The organism is Streptomyces europaeiscabiei (assembly GCF_036346855.1).
Lineage (GTDB): Bacteria > Actinomycetota > Actinomycetes > Streptomycetales > Streptomycetaceae > Streptomyces > Streptomyces europaeiscabiei.
This window is the reverse complement of sequence record NZ_CP107841.1, coordinates 1,089,017-1,106,921: the sequence shown is the minus strand read 5'-3', so window position 1 is coordinate 1,106,921 and position 17,905 is coordinate 1,089,017. Positions and strand designations below refer to the sequence as shown.

The window sequence follows — 17,905 nt, the reverse complement described above, 5'->3', positions numbered from 1 at the left end:
ACGGCGTATCAGCCGAGTCCCGCGAATCTGTATACGGCGGACAACACCGCCGCGTGCAACAAGAATCCGTGCGTGCTCTACCCGAAGTCGGCCCAGCTGCCGAGCGGGCGGATCGTGGCGGCGTTCGAGAACAGTCAGACCGCTCCGGTGGGGCAGACGATGCCCGTTTACAAGAGCGACGACGATGGCACGACATGGGCGAAGCTGGCCGACGTCAAGGCTCCCGCCGAACTCTCAGGCGACCCCCAGTACGCGAAGTACACGAGCAACTGGACCAACCCCTACCTCTACGTACTCCCGCAGGACGTCGGCCCCCTGAGCGCCGGCACACTGTTGCTCGCGAGCATCGTCTCCGGCGACGACTACTACTACCAGGAGCAGAAGGCCGCGAACTCCAGCTGGACGCCGACCGGTGACGGCGACCGCGAGGACGTCGCGCTCGCCCTGTACGCCAGTATGGACGACGGCGCGAGCTGGAGCTTCAAGAACATCATCGCCGCCGGCGGCTGGCAGGGCGGCAGCGCGGGCAGCATCGGCCGCGTCTCCGGCGCCAACACCGAGGCCCAGGTCGACCCCATCTGGGAACCCCACCTGCTCGCCCACCAGGGCAAGCTCATCGCCTACTACTCCGACGAGAAGGACTACACCGGCTACAACACCACCACCGGCGCTCCGACCCTGGACCCGGACAACGAGACGGCGACGGACTCCCGGGGGCAGATCCTCGTCCACCGGACCTGGGACGGCGGCAGCGGCACGGCCTGGAGCAGCCCGGTCGTCGACGTCCCGGGCTCCACGGTGAGCATGGGCGGCGGCAAGACGGAGATCGGCGGCGGCCGCCCGGGCATGACGACCATCGCCCCGACGACCGACGGGAAGTGGCTCCTGACGTACGAGTGGTGGGGCGGTGGCACCAACGTCCGCTACCGGATCTCCGACGATCCGACGAAGTTCTTCTCCGCCACGGACGCCGCGATCACCTCGCTGCCCGTGCCCTCGGGCGGGAACAGACTGTCCACCGGCGGCAGCCCGGTCCTCCTGCCCCTGCCCGACGGCCGGATCGCCTACAACGCCTCCGGCAGCGGCAGCGTCTGGGTGAACGAGTCCGGGCTGAGCACCGGCACGTGGAAGCAGTACCAGACGCCGATCGCCGGCGGGTACAGCCGCAATCTGCAGTACGTCGACGGCACGGGACGCGTCCTGGTCCTCCAGGCCTCCTGGAGCGGCGGCAGCGTCGGCCCCGTGAAGTACGCCGAGGTCGATCTCGGCCGCTCCGACGGCACCTACTACAGCCTCGTCAACCGGCTGACCGGCCAGGTCCTGTCCACCGCGTCCGGCAAGACACAGGACGCGAACCTCACCGGCAACGTCCCCGACGTCGTCCTCGCCGCGGACTCCGCCGCCGGCACCCAGCGCTGGCACCTGACGGAGAAGGGCGACGACGTCACCCTGCTCAACAAGTCCGGGGGCCGTGCGGTCGGCATCTGGAACGGCAGCGCGACGGCCGGACAGAAGCTGACCCAGTGGGTCGACGAGGGTGCGACCGACAAGAAGTGGACCCTCGTCGCGACCTCCGACGGGTACTACAAGCTCCGCTCGGTCCGTAACACCAGCCTGTACATGACCGGGGCGACCGCGGGTGACTCCGTCACCCTGGCGGCGTCCAACTCCGACGGCTCGCAGGAGTGGCTGCCGGTCGCCGACCCGCTCCCCACGGACGCGTCCTTCACCCTGACGGGCACGGGCTCCGGGCGCTGCCTTGACGTCCCGAACGGCCAGACGGGCGTCCAGGTCCAGATCTGGGCCTGCTCGGGCAACGCCAACCAGACCATCACCCGGACCGCGGCCGGTGAGCTCCGCGTCGCCGGCAAGTGCCTCGCCGCCAACGCCGACGGCACCACCACCGGAACCAAGGTCATCCTGTGGGCCTGCAACGGCAAGACCAGCCAGCAGTGGGCCTTCCGGGTCGACGGCACCATCGTCAACCGGTCCAACGGACTGGTCATCGACGTGACCAACGCGGGCACGGCCAACGGCGCGAAGGTCCAACTCTGGACCGGCCTCGGCAACGCCAACCAGACCTGGACCCGCGGCTAGGTCCACGACCGTGGGAAGGCGGCGCCCCCGGTCCGACCGGCCGGGGGCGCCGCTTCGTCGTGTGCCCGGAAGGGGTGCGCTCAGTTCCGCTCGACCGTCACGGGCACGGTGTGCTGTCGTACACGCACACGTGCTCACCGGTGACTTCCGGCATGCGGCGGCCCGTGGCCAGGACGCGCAGCAAGACGACCGACACGTCGCTCGGGTCATCGGCCGACGTACCGCTGGGACCGCTTCTACGCGAGCTACGGCGGCGGCCAGTTCTTCGACGCGATGCGCGCCGACAGGCCGCCGGGACGTCATGCCTGGCGGGGGCGCGCTTCTGGATTCCTCGGCGTGACGCCTGGCGGCGGGCGCCTTCGTCCTGTTCGTCATTCGTCCTGGGGTCTCCGAAGCGTTGGTGCGCACTCTCGCCACGAGCACAGCCGGACTCGTCCCCTGAGCCGACGTCATCTCGGACGTGGCTCGGGGGGCGGGACCGATGTCGCGGTCCTGCACCGGTCCTGCCCGGCCTCCGTCAGGCGCTGACGCAGACCGGGCTGTCGTCGGTGAGCCCGGGGGCGCATTCATGCCGGTCAGCCGAGCGACCGGGGCTCAGCCCCTCCTGCTGAAGGGTCCCCCTCACAGAAGTGGCGCGGGCCACGAGATCGCGCCCCCGTCCTCCGTTGCCGGCCGCCGTGCTCGCCCTTGCGGGCGGCGGTGTCGAGCCCCTCCAGGCCCAGCCGGCCCGAACGCGGGAGATCCGCGGTTTGACTGGTGATCAATCTCGGCGCCGACGTATGCACAGAGCTCCCAAGGTCGGGACCAAGCATGGTTGAACGGGTGACGTTCTTGGTCTCGGTGGCACCGGGTTCAAGGTTGAGAGACCATGATTTTGGGGCTCCAAGCACTCGACGCATGGGAGCGCAATCATGAGCACCAAGCCTGCCTGTGGGCCGGAGCGCGACCCTGAGTTCTTCGACGAAGTGGACAGACTCTTCGCCAAATACCCTGAGGCCGCCGGCAGATATGCGGTGAAGTGCAGAAGGCTGGAGGTCGAAGTACTGAAAATCGACTTCAGCAAGCAAGTAGGGGTCAAGCGTATCGAGGACGGCCGCATCGTCACGGAGTTCCTCGATCGCGACAAGGCCGAGCGTTCCTCCAGCGGCTGTTGCGAGTGGCCGCGCAACGACGACGGCCTCTGCAACGAGCAGTGTGAGGTCTGATTCGCGCCTTGGCGAACAGTGGGCTTCACCAAAGTGAGGGAACGGGCCCGTTCTTCGTATTCCCAAGGGGTGTCGCGCGGTGACCGCCGCTTCCTCGATCGGCCAAGGGGCGGTGCCGGTCGGGGCCAGTGGCTCCCGCAGGATCGTCATGAGCGACACCATCCAGGTAATCGCCGGACTGCTGTCCCACCAGCAGGCCATGGACCTGAGCTCGGCACGACAGATGTGAAGTCCCCAACGTCTAGGACTTGGGCATGACGCGACTTGCCGTGTCAACCGGCAGTTCTACACCTCGACTCAGAACCTCAGATTCGAAAACAGATCGTCATTCCGTGGCAACGGACGTGATGTTGGTGTGGACGGCGAAATTCGCGACCGTATCTGCATCCACCACAATGAATCCGATGACGGTTGACGGCATCGACCGGTGACGCGAGCACCCCTGATCCTGAATACCTGATCTCAGCAACCCATCGAACCCACAATGTCATTCACCATGGCGAGGAAAGAATTCCTCCCCGGCCGCGCGTCGAACGTACAACTGGCGACGCAAAGTTGTGGTAAGTGAAAGGACGGCGTCATGCCCGAGAAGAACTTCGACTACGAGGACCTGAAGGCGGCCCTCGAGAGGACCGACACCGCCGATGGACCCGGCACCGACAACCTGGATGCCCTTCCGGAGAGCGACTTCGTCGCCTTCGCCGAGGACGGCGTCGAGAACGACGGAGGCCCCCAAGCGACCGCCACCATCGCTTACGACCGTCCCGTCTCGAACTTCATCGACAAACTCAGCGCGACGGGCCACGTCACTCACAAGTCCTACAAGAAGACGTCGGTCACGCTGCACCACAACGCCGGCCGGTTTTCGCACCAGGGATTGCTCGACCTCTGGAAGACGCGTCCGGCTTCGGCCCACTTCGACGTGGACGCCGTCGGTGCCGTCGCTCAGTACGTCAAGGTGAACGAGTACGCCTGGGCCGTCGGCAACACGGCCGGCAACCAGCGCTCGATCAGCATCGAAATGGCGAACGCAACGCTCGCGCCCGCCTGGACGGTCGCCGAGGTCACCTGGAAGAACGCCGCACGTCTCGCCGGCTGGCTCTTCGCCAAGGTGATCGGCGAACGCCCCAGCAAGAGCAACCTCTTCTACCACCACCACTGGTCCTCGACCGTATGCGCCGGCCCGCACATGGACAAGATCTACGACAAGGTCCTCGCGGCGACTCAGGAGGCGTACGACCACTTCAAGGATTCACACCCCGTCCCCGGGTCGGATACCGAGCCGTTCCCTGGTGCGTCGTTCTTCCGCACCGGAAAGAAGTCGCCGATCATCGCCGCAATGCACCATCGGCTCGTCGCCGAAGGCTGCAACCGGGACCAGTCGAGCGCCAGTGCCGACGTATGGGGTCCGGGCGATGTGAAGTCCTTCGCCACCTGGCAGCAGAAGCTCGGCTTCGGAGGTGACGATGCCAACGGCATCCCCGGCAAGACCAGTTGGGACAAGCTACGGGTCCCCACCGTCTGACCGTCCTCGCCGATGGCCTTGTCGAGCAGTGGTGTCGTGACGTCACTTGTCGATGGGTTCGGGAGGCGGTTCGGGAGGCGCCCCGATCCACGGTCGGGTGATGTCGAATGAGTTGGGGAGGCACCGGGTCTCTCGCCGGACGGACGAGCGTGGCCAGGCGCCGGTCGACGAACACCAGCCGGTGCTTCGCACCGGCGCCCACGCCTCGCCTCCGCGGCCGGGAGGCCGGCCTGGCCTGATGCCGTTCCTGCCACAACGGACGCTTCGTCACTACGCCCACTTCATTCCGCAGGCCGGCAGCAAGGGGCGCACCGTCGTCGACGGACTGCTCGGGAGGCAGGGGGGACCGGCCTGCCGGTCGAAGCTCCCCCAGATTCTCCCCAGGGCTGATCGTGGGCGATTCCGAGGCCGTGCCGCCTGGCACGCGAGCTGCCGTTGCCATGATCTCTTCTCGGCTCCGCCGGTCTGCGGTCACCGGCAGCGCGGTGGGCAGATCCCCCGTGGCGGGTGAGGCGCCGAAAAGGTTTCTGAGCTGCGATGGAGGGTGGCGACCGGTCGGTTGCGGTCGCTGACCGGCGGGCGCCCACCGGCGTCCGGGCCCACTCGGCGAGGAGAACACCGTGAAGCACTGGCGGGCTCTGATCGTCCTGGGGACAGCCCAGTTCCTGATGGTTCTGGACACGTCCGTCATGAACGTCTCCATCAGTCAACTCGTCGAGGACTTCGACACCGAGGTCACCGCCATTCAGGCCGTCATCACGCTGTACGCGCTGGTCATGGCCGCCTTCATGATCATCGGAGGCAGGTTCGGCGACATCCTCGGCCGCCGTCGGCTCTTCTTCCTCGGCCTCGTGGTCTACGGCATCGGCTCGGCCCTGACCGCCGTCGCACCCACGCTGTGGGTCCTCGCGCTGGGCTGGTCGGTCATCGAAGGCCTGGGCGCGGCCATGGTGCTGCCGGCCATGGCCGCCCTCGTCGCCGAGTCCTACCGGGGCAAGGACCGGGCCGTCGCCTACGGAGTCATCGGCGGACTGGCCGGTGCGGGGATCGCGGTCGGCCCGCTGCTGGGCGGCTGGGTGACGACGTACCTCACCTGGCGGCTGGTCTTCGCCGGTGAGGTCGTGGTGGTCGTCGCCGTCCTGTGCTTCCGCCGCGTGATCACCGAAGCCCCCCGGACCGGCCCACGTCCCGCGATGGACGGCGTCGGTGCCGCACTGTCGGCGACCGGCCTCGGACTGGGCGTGCTCGGTGTGCTGCAGAGCGGCACCTGGGGCTGGGTGCAGCCCCGTAACCCACCCTTCACCGTCATGGGCTTCGCGCCGACCCTGTTCGTCATCGGCGCCGGAGCGCTCGTCCTGGCCGCCTTCGCGCACTGGGAGCACCGACGGGTCGCCCACGGCACCGACCCCCTCGTCCACCTGCCCCTGCTACGACGACCGGCGCTGCGCTCGGGCCTGTCGGCCCTGCTCTGCCAGAACCTCATCCTGCTCGGGCTGTTCTTCACCATCCCGCTCTACCTACAGGTCGTGCAGGGCTTCGACGCCTTCCAGACCGGACTGCGGCTGCTCCCGGTGTCCATCACCATGCTCGCCGCCTCCTTGGTCGCCTCCCGGCTGGGCCGGCTGGCGGGACCCCGTCTGGTGGTGCGGCTGGCCCTGGCGACCCTGGCCGCGGCCATCGTGTGGCTGCTCGCCACCATCGACCCCGTCATCGACGACACCCAGTTCGCCCTCGCCATGGCCCTGCTCGGCGTCGGCATGGGGCTGCTCGCCTCGCAACTGGGCAACGTCGTGCAGTCCAGCGTGGGCGAGGAGGAACGCAGCGAGGTCGGCGGGCTGCAGTTCACGGCCCAGAACCTGGGTTCCGCCCTGGGTACCGCGCTCATCGGATCGCTGCTCATCGGCTCCCTCGCCCATGCCTTCACCGCGCACGTGGAGGACGACCCGAGGCTGTCGCAGGAGGCCCGGCAGCAGACGAGTGTCGCGCTCGAGGCCGGGATCAGCTTCGTTTCCACCGAGCAGGTGCGTACGGCGGCGGAGCGCGCCGGGCTGCCGCCGTCCGAGGTCGACGCCGTCGCCGAGTCCTACGCGTCGGCCCAGCTGGACGGTTTGAAGGCGGCCATCCTCGCCACCGGCGGCATCACCCTCGCCGCCTTCCTGGTCACCCCGCGGTTGCCGAGCGGGCGGACGGACCGTGCGCGACCGTCCGGGACGGGCCACTCGAAGCCACCCCCCGGCACCGGCGCTGCCCCGGCCGCACGCGGCTCGACCCACGCGGACGGCAACCGGGACGGAAGCCGATAGGGCTGCAGAAGGCAACAGCGACGGCAACCGGGACGGCGGCCGACCGGAACCGAGCCGGCACACCGGAAGCGCGGCTCGACGCGCTGCCCCGGGAGGAGGCCGAGACGATGTCCGCGACCGGGTCTGCAAGGTCCCATACCGAGCGCGGCGCCGAGCACCGGGCCCGTGCCGACTACACCGGCGGTGTCTACGGATCCATGCTCGCCTCCTCCGTCATCATCGGCGCCGGCACTCTGGGGTCCTATCCCCGTCTGGAACTCGTTCTCCTGCTGCTGCTCACCGCCCTGGTGTTCTGGATCGCGCACGTGCACGCCCAGCTGTTCGGAGCGCGGCTGGCGCAGCGGGGCCTGGACCGCCGGATCGTTCTGGAGGTGTGCCGCGACGAGTGGCCGATCGTCAACGCCGCCCTCCCACCCGCCGCCGCCGTGGCCGTCAGCTCCGTCCTCGGTCTCGACGTGTCAGGAGCCCTGTGGCTGGCGCTCTCGGTGGCCGTGGCGGGACAGGTGGGCTGGTCGGCTGCCGCTGCCCGCCGGGCCGACGCCTCGTGGGGGCTGGTCGCCGTCACGGGCTCGGTGAACCTGCTGCTCGGTCTCCTGATCATCGCTTTCAAGCTCTATCTGACCCACTGACTCACCTTCCGGGGGTGAGGCCCGGCAGTGCCTCCAGGACGGACGATCGCAGAGAAGGGACCGCAAGCACACCGCAAGAGCGCATCGCAGAGAACACATCGCACAGAACACATCGCACAGAAGGGGCGCAGCCCGCCCGCACCGAGCCATGGGGGAACACCGCTCATGCGCTACGAGATCCGCGTCGACGGACAGCTGTCGAAGGCGCTGACCAGTGCCTTCCCCGAGCTGGACCACGTCGAGATGTCCGGCCACACCGTCCTGTTCGGACACGTCGTCGACGAGGCGCACCTGTACGGGCTGCTCGCCCGCTGCCAGTCCCTGGGCCTAAGGGTCCTGGAGATGCGCCAGCTGCCGGAGTGAGTCAGCGAGCCACTGAGCCACTGAGTCAGTGGCTCAGTGGCTCAGTGGGCCGCGGAAGACGCCGTGTCAGAGGCTCTCCGCGCGAACCCTGCCCGTGTGCGAAGCGACGCCCAGTGCGTCGAAGTCCCGCTCGGGCACGGACAACGATGCCGTGAATGCGCTCGACTGCGTCATGACACACCTCCTGAACCGTCGGCCAGGCATGTCTCCCACCTCACCGTGCCCGCGGCACGCGGGGATCACCCGCCGGGGGTGATCCGGCGGGCGGCGGGCGGCGGGACGCTGGCCCCGTGAGGTCAGCGCACACCGTCGCGTGCCGACGGTGCGGAAGCGGCCCGCTCGGCCGCGAGGAGGATCCATGACCGAGTCCCGTGGCCCGGAACCGCGTACCGGGCCGGACGAGCGGCCCGGCGGGGCCGCCGACAGGCCCGGCGGAACGGGCGCCATACCCCGTGGGGCGGTACCCGGAGCGATGGGAGACCCGGCGGAGACGCTGGCGCGGGTCGGCCGGTCCTGGAAATGGATCCTCGGCGCGGCGCTGGCCATGCTGGTGCCGGGCATCGTCGTCCTGGTCTGGCCGGACGAGACCCTGCACGTCCTTGCGGTCCTCATCGGCCTGTACCTGCTCGCGATCGGAGCCTTCCGGTTCGTCGACGTCTTCGCCCGGGAGGAGCCGGGGGAGCGGCTTTCCGGGCTGCTCCTCGCGCTGCTGTACGTCCTGGCCGGTGTGCTCTGCCTGCGGAACCCGCTGCAGACGATCGCCGCGCTCTCGCTGATCGTCGGGATCGTCTGGCTGGCGACCGGCATCCTCACCCTGCACACCGCCCTCGCCGCGAAGAGCCTGCCCCACCGCGGGTTCGTCCTCGTCGCCGCGTTGCTCGGCATCGTCGCGGGGATCGTGGTGCTGGCCCTGCCGACCGAGTCGGCCACGGCGCTGACCCGGCTGCTCGGCCTGTGGCTCGTCCTGCTCGGCCTTGCCGAGGTGGCGGTCGCCCTCGCCTGGCGGGCCGCCCTCCACCGGGCGGCCCCCACGGGCCTGCGGGACACCACCGCCGGATCCGCCTGAACCCCTGCCTGAGCAAGGAGGAGCCATGGTTCCGGGCAAGGAATCCGTACCACCCCACTCCGGACCGGGCGGCGAAAGCGGCTCGGACGACAAGAGCGGATCGGGCGGTGGCGCGGGTCACGCGCTGAGCGCCGCGGAGCGCGCCGAGTACGAGCGGCTGCGCCGGCACGCGGGCGTACGACATCGCAGGCTGCGCAAGGCGGGTGCCACCGTCCTGCTGGTGGTGACCCTGCTCCTCGCGCCTCTCGCCGTTGTCGCGGCCTGGGTGCAGGAGACGGTCGCCGACACCGACCGGTACGTCGAGACGGTCGCCCCGCTGGCCTCCGAACCCGCCGTCCAGCAGGTCGTGATCGACCGGCTGACCGACGAGGTGGTCAAGAACGTGGACGTCAAGGCGGTCACGGACGCCCTCACCAAGGTGCTCGCCGAGAACGGCGCGCCATCACAGGTCGTGGCGGGGGCCGGGGCCCTGGACGGCCCGCTGCGCTCCGTGGTCCACACCGTCGTGGAGCGCAACGTCACCCGGGTCATCGACAGCGAGCTCTTCCGGCAGGCATGGGAGGGCTCGAACCGGCGGGCGCACGCCGCGGTGGTGCACATGCTCACCGGTGAACAGGAGGGCGCCCTGCGTGCCACCGGCGACACGATCCAGCTCGACGTCGGCTCCGTCGTCGACCAGGTACGGCAGCGCCTCGTCGACGCGGGCTTCGACAAGGCCGCCGCCATCCCCGACAGCGACCGGACGATCACGCTGTTCCACACCGACGAACTGGGCAAGGCACAGGACGCCATGCGGCTGCTGGACATCCTCGGCACCTGGCTGCCCGTCATCACCGTCGCACTCGCCGCCCTGGCCGTGTGGACCGCACCCGGCCACCGGGTGATGCTGCTGATCACGGCCCTCGGCCTCACCCTGATGATGGCGGTGCTGCTCGTCGCGCTGGCCGTCGTCCGACGTGTCTACCTGGACGCCGTACCCTCCTCGGTACTGCCACCCGACGCCGCCTCGGCGATCTTCGACACCTTCCTGCGCTTCCTGCGCGACAGCACCCGCACCCTTCTCGTCGTCTTCCTGGCCACGGCACTCGCCGCCTATCTGTACGGCCCTGGGCGGGTCGCCCGCCGGGCGCGGGCCCTGGCCCGGCGCGGCACCACGGCAGCCGGGCGAGCGCTGCGCAGCGCCGGAGTGAGCACCGGGCGGACCGGTGGCCGGCTGGCCGCCCACCCCCGCTGGACCAGCGGCATCGTCCTCGGGGCGGGCGCGCTGGCGCTCCTCCTGTGGAACCGGCCCACGGTCGGCGCGGTCGTGCTCGTCGCCGTCCTGGTCATGGTCGTACTGGCGGCCGTGGCGGTCTTCGCCGCCGCGGCGGACCCCGCGCCGGACGAGCCCGGTCTCACCCGCCCGGGGTGAGGCCGCCCGGCCCCGGCCGTGTGCACGCTGGGACCGGCGCCGGGGACGGTGCCATGGGCGCGCCTGGGACGGCAGAACACCTGCCGGGTGATCGCCCGGGGACGGAGGAGAGACATGAGTGGTCAGACGTACCTCGCGTACGACTACCCGCTGCTGAGCGTCTTCTGGTCCATGCTGTTGCTGTTCCTGTGGATCATGTGGTTCGTGCTGCTCTTCCGGGTCGTCGTCGACATCTTCCGCGACGACGACATGAGTGGCTGGGCCAAGGCGGGCTGGCTGGTCTTCACGGTCCTGCTGCCGTTCCTGGGCGTGTTCGTCTATGTGATCGCCCGCGGCAAGAACATGGGCAGCCGCGAGGTGGCACAGGCGCGTGCGCAGCAGGCGGCCTTCGACTCCTACGTCCGGGAGACGGCCAGGAGCGGAGACGGTCACCCCAGCAGTGTCGACGAACTCGCCCGACTGTCCGAGATCCGCTCACGCGGTGACATCACGGACGACGAGTTCCGCCGCGCGAAGGAACTGGTCCTGAGCGGCCACGGCCCTTCGGCGGGTACGGGCGCAGGCCCGTCCGCCGCCGGGCGTTGAGCACACCGCACGACACCGAATCGAGGTAGCGGTATGACCGCCACACACACCGGGCACATGCATCAGACCAAGCGGTCACGGCCCTTCGCGGAGGGGCTGACAGTCTTCGCGGCGATCATGCTGATGATCGCGGGCGTCCTCGGCGTCTGTCGGGGCATCATGGCCGTCGCCGAGGACGAAGTCTTCGTCACGACCCGCAACTACGTCTTCGAGTTCGACCTCACCGGCTGGGGCTGGGTCCACCTCGCCCTGGGCGCCGTGGCCGTCCTCGTCAGTCTGGGTCTCTTCCAGGCGTCCCTGTGGGCCCGCGTCGCCGGAGTCGCCATCGCCGGCCTCATCATCATCGCGAACTTCCTGTCCCTGCCGTACTACCCCGTTTGGTCCATCGTGATGATCGCCTTCTCGGCCTTCATCATCTGGGCCTTGTGCGTGGTCAAGCGGGACGATTAGGGGGCTCGCTCAACTGACCCGGCCGGACGGTGCGTCCGCTCAGTCCGAACCCACGGGACCTGTCCGCCGCAGGGGACGGAGGGACGGGTCCTCGTGGAGACATTGGCGCAGCTGAGGGAGCATGCCGCGGTGCGACAGCGCCTGCTGCCAGACCAGTCGGGCCTGCCCCGGCCGAGCGGGCGGCGCCGGGTCACCGGGACCGCGGCAGCGCCGTACGGCACAGCGCGGCGAACGCCGGCAGGGGCGCGCGGCTGCGAAGAGGGCGAGGGTCGAGCCGGCGGCCACGAGCGCACCGGGCAACGTGCCCCGCACACCCGCCAGTCGGAGGAGGCGACCGAGGGCGAGCACGACCGCGGCGGAACAGGCGGCCAGGGAGGGCGTGAGCACCGCCACCAGCTACAGCGACTCGGCGCCGGCGGTGCGACGCCACATCCGCGCCTCGGCGTCCTCGGCAGCGACGGCATCCGGTGTGTCACCGGTCCGCCCGGCCACGACCGCGTTCGCGTCCTCGCCCCTCCGCCCGGCACCGGCGGCGGACGCGAGTGCGGTGCGATACGTGTGGTACTCACCCCGCGCCGCCGCCACGGTCGTGTCCGCGTCCGCCGACGCCCGGACCCGCAGCCGCCGTACGGCCACACCGCCGGGGTCGGCGCGCAGGACGTCCCGGATGTCCGGGGCGTCCAGCGCCTGGCACAGCACGGCCCCGAAGTCCGCCCGGTCCTCGGGACGGAGGCCGGTCGGGCGACACGGCCCCGTCACCGGGTCTCCTCAGATGTTGACGCCGAAGTCCGAGGCGATCCCGGCCAGCCCGGAGGCGTAACCCTGCCCGACGGCACGGAACTTCCACTCGGCTCCGTTGCGGTACAGCTCGCCGAAGACCATCGCCGTCTCGGTGGCCGCGTCCTCGGACAGGTCGTAGCGGGCGATCTCGGCGCCGCCCGCCTGGTTCACGACGCGGATGAAGGCGCCGCGCACCTGGCCGAAGCTCTGGCCCCGGTTCTCGGCGTCGTGGATCGAGACCGGGAAGACGATCCGGTCGACCTCGGCGGGCACGGCCGCGAGGTTCACCTTGACCGACTCGTCGTCACCCTCGCCCTCACCGGTGAGGTTGTCGCCGGTGTGCTCGACCGAACCGTCCGGGCTGGTGAGGTTGTTGTAGAAGATGAAGTGCCCGTCGGAGAGCACCTTCCCGGAGGCGTCGAGCAGCAGTGCCGACGCGTCGAGGTCGTAGTCGGTGCCGGTGGTCGTGCGTACGTCCCAGCCCAGACCGACCAGGACGGCCGTCAGGCCCGGTGCCGCCTTGCTGAGCGAGACGTTGCCGCCCTTGGACAGGGAAACTCCCACGGTGGACTCCTTCTTGATGTCTTGGTTGCACTGCTGACGTTCCGCGTGATTCGAAATCTACAGCACTGTAGAAGATGGGTGGGGGTATTTCGGCAATCCCCCTTCTACAATCCTGTAGAGACTACGATGCGGATCGACCGGCAGGCGGAAAGGGGACAGGCGTGACGGACCAGCAGCGTCCCCGGCGGCGGGGCCAGGGTGAGCTGGAAGCGCTCGTCCTGTCCGCGCTGCGCGAGGCGCACGGCCCCGAGAGCGCGGGGTGGGTGCAGGAACGCCTCGGCGGGGACCTCGCCTACACGACGGTCATCACGATCCTGACCCGGCTCCTGGCCAAGGGCGCGGTGACCCGGGAGCGTTCCGGCCGCTCCTTCGCGTGGACCCCGGCCTCCGACCAGGCGGGCCTGGCCGCGCGCCGGATGCGCAGGGTCCTCGACGGCGAGAGTGACCGCGAGGCGGTGCTGGCCAGCTTCGTCACCTCGCTGGAGCCGGATGACGAGCGCCTGCTGCGCGAGCTGCTCGGTCGGGCGAGGGCCGAAGGGGGCGACTGAGGCCTCGTGGGTGTTCGTCCTTCTCGGTGGTGTGCCGCACGGTCTGCCTCGCCCTGCTGATGGTGGTCGGCGCGGCCCGACTGCCCGGCAACCCCTTGCCCGACGGCTGGTCCGACGCCGACGCGCGGGCAGTGCCGTACGACGAGGTCGCCGGGCGACTGGCCGTCCCGGCGCTCCTCACCGTGCTGCCGGTCTGCGGCCGGCCCCCGCGGCGGCACGGCCGGGTGCGCCGCCGCGCCCTGGCAGGCCTGCCGGACACCGAGGTGGCCGTACTGCCCGACGATGCGCCGTGCGCGAACGCGTACGCGCTGCCGGGTGACCGGCACGACCGGGCGGTGGTCACCACGACCCTGGTGGTACCGGGAACCGGCCGCGCGGCGCGCGCTGTTCACCCACGAGCGGGCCCATCTCTGCGCCGGGCACCACCGGTTGCTGCCGGGCGTCCGGTCGGCCGCGCGCTCCTGCGAGTTCTGCCTACGGCCGTGTCGTACACGGCGGAGCGGCCGTAGGGGCGGTGTTCTCGGCGATGGCATCGGCGAACTCCGCCGTGACGGTGGCCCTGATTCTGTACGCTGCGACGCCTCTGCGACCTTCGTGACCACAGGGCGTGATGAGACGTGTGCGGCACCGATCCGTATATCTACATGCATGTAGAGTCCTGCGGGTTCGGTGATCACAAGTACCGGACGTCCAGGGGGTAGTCGACCGGCCGGGTGCGGCCGAGGCGGGGGAAGGCCGGTGAGTGGTACGGGAAGGCGGCGCGCGGGTGCCGGAGGCGGGGGTACGCGGCTGACGCGGCGGGGCCGGAGGGTGAGCTGGTTCGCCGGCGGCGCGGCCCTGCTCGTCCTCGGTGTCGGTGGTGTCGGTGCCTGGGTCTACAAGGACCTGGACAACAACATCACGGGCGCCGACGTGGACGGCAAGATCGGCGGGGACCGCCCGGTCAATCTCAGTCCGGGTTCGAAGAACATCATGGTCGTCGGTTCGGACAGCCGTGACGGGGCCAACGCGAAGTACGGCAAGGACCTGACCACCATGCAGTCGGACACGCTGATGGTGCTGCACCTCCCCGCGAACCGGGAATGGGCAACCGTGGTGTCCTTTCCGCGTGACTCGTGGGTGGAGATATCGGCGTGCGAGAAGGGTGACGGCGGCACATCCGGTCCGCACCTGGCGAAGATCAACGAGGCGTTCGCGATCGGTGGTTCGGGTGGTGAGGTCGCCGGCGCGGCGGCCTGCTCGATCCGGACGGTCGAGGCCAACACCGGTCTGCGCATCGACAACTTCATGTCCGTCGACTTCCAGGGCTTCAAGGGAATGGTCGACGCCCTGGAAGGCATCGAGGTCTGCCCCGAACAGGCCATCTACGACGAGAAGGCTCGCCTCGACATGGAGGCGGGCTGCCAGACCGTCCAGGGCGAGACCGCGCTCGGCTACGTACGGACCCGCTACGCCGTCGGCGACGGCTCCGACATCGGACGCATCGGTCGTCAACAGGAGTTCATGGAGGCACTGGCGGCCAAGGCCAAGTCGAAGCTGACCAGCCCCACTTCGCTCTACGACTTCATGCAGTCCGCCACCAAGTCCCTGACCGCGGACGAGGATCTCGCCGGAATCGACCCGCTCTACGACCTCGCCTCCGAGCTCAAGAGCATCCCGAGCGACCGGCTGACCTTCCTGACCGTCCCCAACTACCCGCGCGAGGCCGACGTCCCCACCGACAAGGCCAACATCGTCTGGCAGTACCCGCAGGCCGCGGACCTGTTCACCTCCCTCGCCAACGACAAGGAGGTCGACAAGAAGCGGCTGCAGGCCGAGGCCAAGAACGACCTGATCTACGCGTCCAAGGTACGCGTCCAGGTCCTCAACGGCACCGGTGTCAGCGGGCGCGCCGCTGCCGTCGCCGAGAAGCTCCGCGAGGCCGGCTTCACCGTCGTGGGCACGGGCAACGCTCCCGAGAACACCGACACCACCACGGTCGCCCATCCCGCCGACCTCACCAAGCATGCGAAGGTCCTCGCCTCCCGGCTGCCCGACACCAAGGCCACGCCGTCCGCGGACGCCGCCGCGGGGGTGGTGACCCTGGTCGTCGGGTCGGACCTCGACCTGGAGGAGCTGCGGTGACGGGTCCGTAGACCCGTCAGCTCTCTTCTTCCTCCTCTTCCCCCTCTTCCTCGTTCTCGCCCTCGAAGAAGTCCCCGACCTCGTCCACGACTTCGGCGGCGACCATGCCCCCGACGACACCTGCGGCGAGCCCGGCCGCGCCGGCGACGGCCGTGCGGGGGCCGGAGCGGTGGCCGTCGTCGCCGTGATGTTCGGTGTACCCGTTGTCGTAGGAACTCTCCTGCTCATACGGAGAGGTGGAGCCGTCGGCGGTGCGATGTCCGGCCAACTGCCCGATCCACCCGTCGACCAGGGTGTTCCAGTCCTGGTGGGCGACCTCGGCGTGGGAGACGGCGAAGCGGGTGAGAGTGTCCTGTCCTGCGGAGTACGGCCCGCCGCGCTTGTCGGCCTCCAGGACGACGTCCATGCCGCCGGGACCGGCGAGGAAGGTCAGCTCGATCTCGTTGACCAGGTGGGCGTACCGCGGGGACGGGGTGAGCTCGATCTCCTGGTAGAAGGGGAGTTGCTGGCCGGTGCCGTGGATCCGCCCCTGTTCGAGGTCGGCGGACTTGAAGCCGAAGCCGAGTTGGCCGAGGGCTTCGAGGATCGCCTCCTGCGCGGGCAGCGGGGTGACATTGAGCTGGTCGAGGTCGCCCTTGTCCTTCGCGCCGGAGACGGCCAGTTCGGTGCGTACGCCGAGCACGATGCCCAGGGCCTGCCCGTACAGCTCGGTGATCGGGGTCTCCCACGGCAGGGCGAGGGTGAACGGGACCTCGCGCACTTCGCCCTCGGCCAGCCGGAAGCCGCCGCCGACGGTGGTCCGGTCGAAGACGGCGATGCCCTCGCTCTCGCCCTCCTCGTGCTCGGCCTCGATCCGCGCCACCAGCTCCAGGGTGAGGTGCTCGATCTCGAAGTCGGTGTCACCGCCCTTGAGGCGGACCCGGCCGGTCAGCGTGGAGCCCGGCAGGACCGCGCCGGGATCGAGAACCGTGTCGACCGTGGGGCCGCCCACTCCGAGCGAACCGAGCAGTCGTTTGAACACCATCGTGGCGTCCACTCCTTCAACGTCCGTACGTGCGTGTGCTGTTGAGGCCCATTCCTCTACAGATGTGTAGAAGCATAAGGGGGATCCGGACGTGGCTCGCCGCGGTCCGGTCGTGGCCGGGCCGCGGCGAGGGCGGGGTCGTCGAGGGGTCAGGAGCCGGTGAGGCTGATGGCGAGGTCCGTGATGTTCAGTGGGAACTGACCGATGGAGCTCACCTGTCCGGTGAGGACGTTGACGCTGTAGAGCGACGGGGTGCCGGCACCGTACGGGGTCAGGGAGGCGAAGGCGGCGTTGTCGACCGTCTTTCCGCCGGACAGAGTGCTGTAGATGTCCATGCCGGCCTTGAGCTGCGCGTCGATGCCGAGGCTGCCGGTCGGGGCGAGCGTGCCGTTGTTCGCCGGTGACTGGATGACGACCTCGTCGGAGGTCGTGTTGATGTCGAACAACGTGGTGGCGGTGGACCCGTTGAGATCGTTGTTCGTGTACGCGGCGGCGGTGACGCCCTTGGTCGTGCCCTCGGCAGGCGGGGTGGTGAGGTTCACGTCCTGGATGGTCGTGTGGTCGTTGAGGTTGTGCCGCAGGTTCTGGCCCTGGTCGCTGATCACACGGAGGCGGTCGGCGGCCGGGTTGAAGTCGACGCCGAACACCGTGCCGTGCAGTGCGTACTGGAGCTGTGACACCTTGGTGACCACGACGTCCACGGTGGCCGGAGGGGTCTTGATCGTGTAGATGCCGCCCTTGTTGCCGACGCCGTACAGCACGCCGTTCTGCACCCGGAAGTCGATCCCGACCAGGGCCGTGTCGCCGCTGAGCCCGGTGATGACCCGCACCCAGTTGAGCACGTCCGGCCGGTCCGTCGTGAACGTGGCCATCAGGGTGCCGTCGCCGCTGATCCCGAACGCGCGCAAGCTGGGTACGGCGGCGGGGGCGGCCGAAGCGGTGCCCGGCATGCCGAGCATGAGCGCCGTCGACGTGACCACGACCGCCATCGCCGCCGTGATTCTCTTTCTCGTGCCTGCTCTCATCGGGTTTCCCTCCCGTTTGGGTGAGCGCCATTGCGGGGCGCCTGGCCGAGGAATTTCGTATCCGCGCCCGTACTGATTGCCGGAGCCGTTCCGGAGTCGCGCCGGAATGATTGTCCCGGTCTTCCCCCACGGGCGTTCACGCGGTTCTCATTAAGGCCGCTTTACGACCCCTCCACAAGCGGAAGCCGGGAGGGGAACGCACCGAT

General features: G+C 69.6%; 17 protein-coding genes and 1 pseudogene. 14 read left to right on the top strand and 4 right to left on the bottom strand.

The features are described from left to right. Positions 1–72: 72 nt before the first annotated feature. The 11 genes from OG858_RS05100 to OG858_RS05050 all read left to right on the top strand — a co-directional run bounded on the left by OG858_RS05100 (position 73) and on the right by OG858_RS05050 (position 11,634). Complete coding sequence (locus tag OG858_RS05100) at positions 73–2,097, top strand: RICIN domain-containing protein (RefSeq protein WP_086750210.1); 2,025 nt, start codon at positions 73–75, stop codon at positions 2,095–2,097. Positions 2,098–3,008: 911 nt separating this feature from the next. Further along, on the top strand, positions 3,009–3,302 hold the full coding sequence (locus OG858_RS05095; RefSeq protein ID WP_319065122.1) for a hypothetical protein: 294 nt from the start codon (positions 3,009–3,011) through the stop codon (positions 3,300–3,302). A gap of 79 nt (positions 3,303–3,381) precedes the next feature. After that, entirely contained in the window at positions 3,382–3,531 is a 150-nt protein-coding gene (locus tag OG858_RS05090) for a hypothetical protein (RefSeq protein WP_319065124.1), read from the top strand. A gap of 351 nt (positions 3,532–3,882) precedes the next feature. Next, entirely contained in the window at positions 3,883–4,827 is a 945-nt protein-coding gene (locus tag OG858_RS05085; RefSeq protein WP_086750208.1) for a peptidoglycan-binding protein, read from the top strand. A gap of 620 nt (positions 4,828–5,447) precedes the next feature. Continuing rightward, entirely contained in the window at positions 5,448–7,130 is a 1,683-nt protein-coding gene (locus tag OG858_RS05080; protein WP_319065125.1) for an MFS transporter, read from the top strand. 107 nt (positions 7,131–7,237) lie between these two features. Then, a complete protein-coding gene (locus tag OG858_RS05075) occupies positions 7,238–7,759 on the top strand; it encodes a hypothetical protein (RefSeq protein ID WP_086750206.1) in 522 nt (173 codons plus the stop codon). 165 nt (positions 7,760–7,924) lie between these two features. Beyond that, complete coding sequence (locus OG858_RS05070; RefSeq protein WP_037690953.1) at positions 7,925–8,122, top strand: hypothetical protein; 198 nt, start codon at positions 7,925–7,927, stop codon at positions 8,120–8,122. Positions 8,123–8,480: 358 nt separating this feature from the next. After that, positions 8,481–9,188 (top strand): HdeD family acid-resistance protein, encoded by a 708-nt coding sequence (locus tag OG858_RS05065; RefSeq protein ID WP_328545110.1) that lies wholly within the window; start codon positions 8,481–8,483, stop codon positions 9,186–9,188. A 25-nt stretch (positions 9,189–9,213) separates the two neighbouring features. Next, a complete protein-coding gene (locus OG858_RS05060) occupies positions 9,214–10,599 on the top strand; it encodes a hypothetical protein (RefSeq protein WP_319314815.1) in 1,386 nt (461 codons plus the stop codon). A 114-nt stretch (positions 10,600–10,713) separates the two neighbouring features. Then, complete coding sequence (locus OG858_RS05055) at positions 10,714–11,184, top strand: SHOCT domain-containing protein (RefSeq protein ID WP_086749662.1); 471 nt, start codon at positions 10,714–10,716, stop codon at positions 11,182–11,184. 33 nt (positions 11,185–11,217) lie between these two features. Beyond that, positions 11,218–11,634 carry a DUF7144 family membrane protein gene (locus OG858_RS05050; RefSeq protein WP_037690962.1) on the top strand — a complete coding sequence of 139 codons (417 nt, stop codon included), beginning with the start codon at positions 11,218–11,220 and terminating at the stop codon, positions 11,632–11,634. 396 nt (positions 11,635–12,030) lie between these two features. On the opposite strand, the gene OG858_RS05045 is transcribed toward OG858_RS05050, so the two are convergent. After that, positions 12,031–12,393 carry a hypothetical protein gene (locus OG858_RS05045; protein WP_256960593.1) on the bottom strand — a complete coding sequence of 121 codons (363 nt, stop codon included), beginning with the start codon at positions 12,391–12,393 and terminating at the stop codon, positions 12,031–12,033. Positions 12,394–12,402: 9 nt separating this feature from the next. Next, on the bottom strand, positions 12,403–12,978 hold the full coding sequence (locus OG858_RS05040) for a TerD family protein (RefSeq protein WP_060892213.1): 576 nt from the start codon (positions 12,976–12,978) through the stop codon (positions 12,403–12,405). Between the two features lie 161 nt (positions 12,979–13,139). Here OG858_RS05040 and OG858_RS05035 point away from each other — a divergent pair, with 161 nt between their 5' ends. From OG858_RS05035 to OG858_RS05025, 3 genes and pseudogenes are all read left to right on the top strand, one after another. Continuing rightward, positions 13,140–13,526 carry a BlaI/MecI/CopY family transcriptional regulator gene (locus OG858_RS05035; protein ID WP_086749663.1) on the top strand — a complete coding sequence of 129 codons (387 nt, stop codon included), beginning with the start codon at positions 13,140–13,142 and terminating at the stop codon, positions 13,524–13,526. 29 nt (positions 13,527–13,555) lie between these two features. Continuing rightward, positions 13,556–14,018 (top strand): annotated as a pseudogene (locus tag OG858_RS05030) (M48 family metalloprotease); the annotation flags it as partial. A gap of 246 nt (positions 14,019–14,264) precedes the next feature. Further along, complete coding sequence (locus OG858_RS05025) at positions 14,265–15,650, top strand: LCP family protein (protein ID WP_179201131.1); 1,386 nt, start codon at positions 14,265–14,267, stop codon at positions 15,648–15,650. A 16-nt stretch (positions 15,651–15,666) separates the two neighbouring features. Here the strand turns inward: OG858_RS05025 and OG858_RS05020 are convergent, their stop codons facing one another. Together OG858_RS05020 and OG858_RS05015 are read right to left on the bottom strand one after the other, a co-directional pair. Then, complete coding sequence (locus tag OG858_RS05020) at positions 15,667–16,674, bottom strand: sporulation protein (protein ID WP_319065127.1); 1,008 nt, start codon at positions 16,672–16,674, stop codon at positions 15,667–15,669. A 149-nt stretch (positions 16,675–16,823) separates the two neighbouring features. Then, positions 16,824–17,699, bottom strand: a complete 876-nt coding sequence (locus OG858_RS05015; protein WP_086749666.1) for a DUF4394 domain-containing protein — start codon at positions 17,697–17,699, stop codon at positions 16,824–16,826. Positions 17,700–17,905 lie beyond the last annotated feature (206 nt).

Bases quoted from the DNA above. Each gene is read 5' to 3' on its own strand.
- OG858_RS05095 (WP_319065122.1), top strand. From the start codon at position 3,009: ATGAGCACCAAGCCTGCCTGTGGGCCGGAGCGCGACCCTGAGTTCTTC.
- OG858_RS05085 (WP_086750208.1), top strand. From the start codon at position 3,883: ATGCCCGAGAAGAACTTCGACTACGAGGACCTGAAGGCGGCCCTCGAG.
- OG858_RS05075 (WP_086750206.1), top strand. From the start codon at position 7,238: ATGTCCGCGACCGGGTCTGCAAGGTCCCATACCGAGCGCGGCGCCGAG.
- OG858_RS05070 (WP_037690953.1), top strand. From the start codon at position 7,925: ATGCGCTACGAGATCCGCGTCGACGGACAGCTGTCGAAGGCGCTGACC.
- OG858_RS05065 (WP_328545110.1), top strand. From the start codon at position 8,481: ATGACCGAGTCCCGTGGCCCGGAACCGCGTACCGGGCCGGACGAGCGG.
- OG858_RS05060 (WP_319314815.1), top strand. From the start codon at position 9,214: ATGGTTCCGGGCAAGGAATCCGTACCACCCCACTCCGGACCGGGCGGC.
- OG858_RS05055 (WP_086749662.1), top strand. From the start codon at position 10,714: ATGAGTGGTCAGACGTACCTCGCGTACGACTACCCGCTGCTGAGCGTC.
- OG858_RS05050 (WP_037690962.1), top strand. From the start codon at position 11,218: ATGACCGCCACACACACCGGGCACATGCATCAGACCAAGCGGTCACGG.
- OG858_RS05020 (WP_319065127.1), bottom strand. From the start codon at position 16,674: ATGGTGTTCAAACGACTGCTCGGTTCGCTCGGAGTGGGCGGCCCCACG.
- OG858_RS05015 (WP_086749666.1), bottom strand. From the start codon at position 17,699: ATGAGAGCAGGCACGAGAAAGAGAATCACGGCGGCGATGGCGGTCGTG.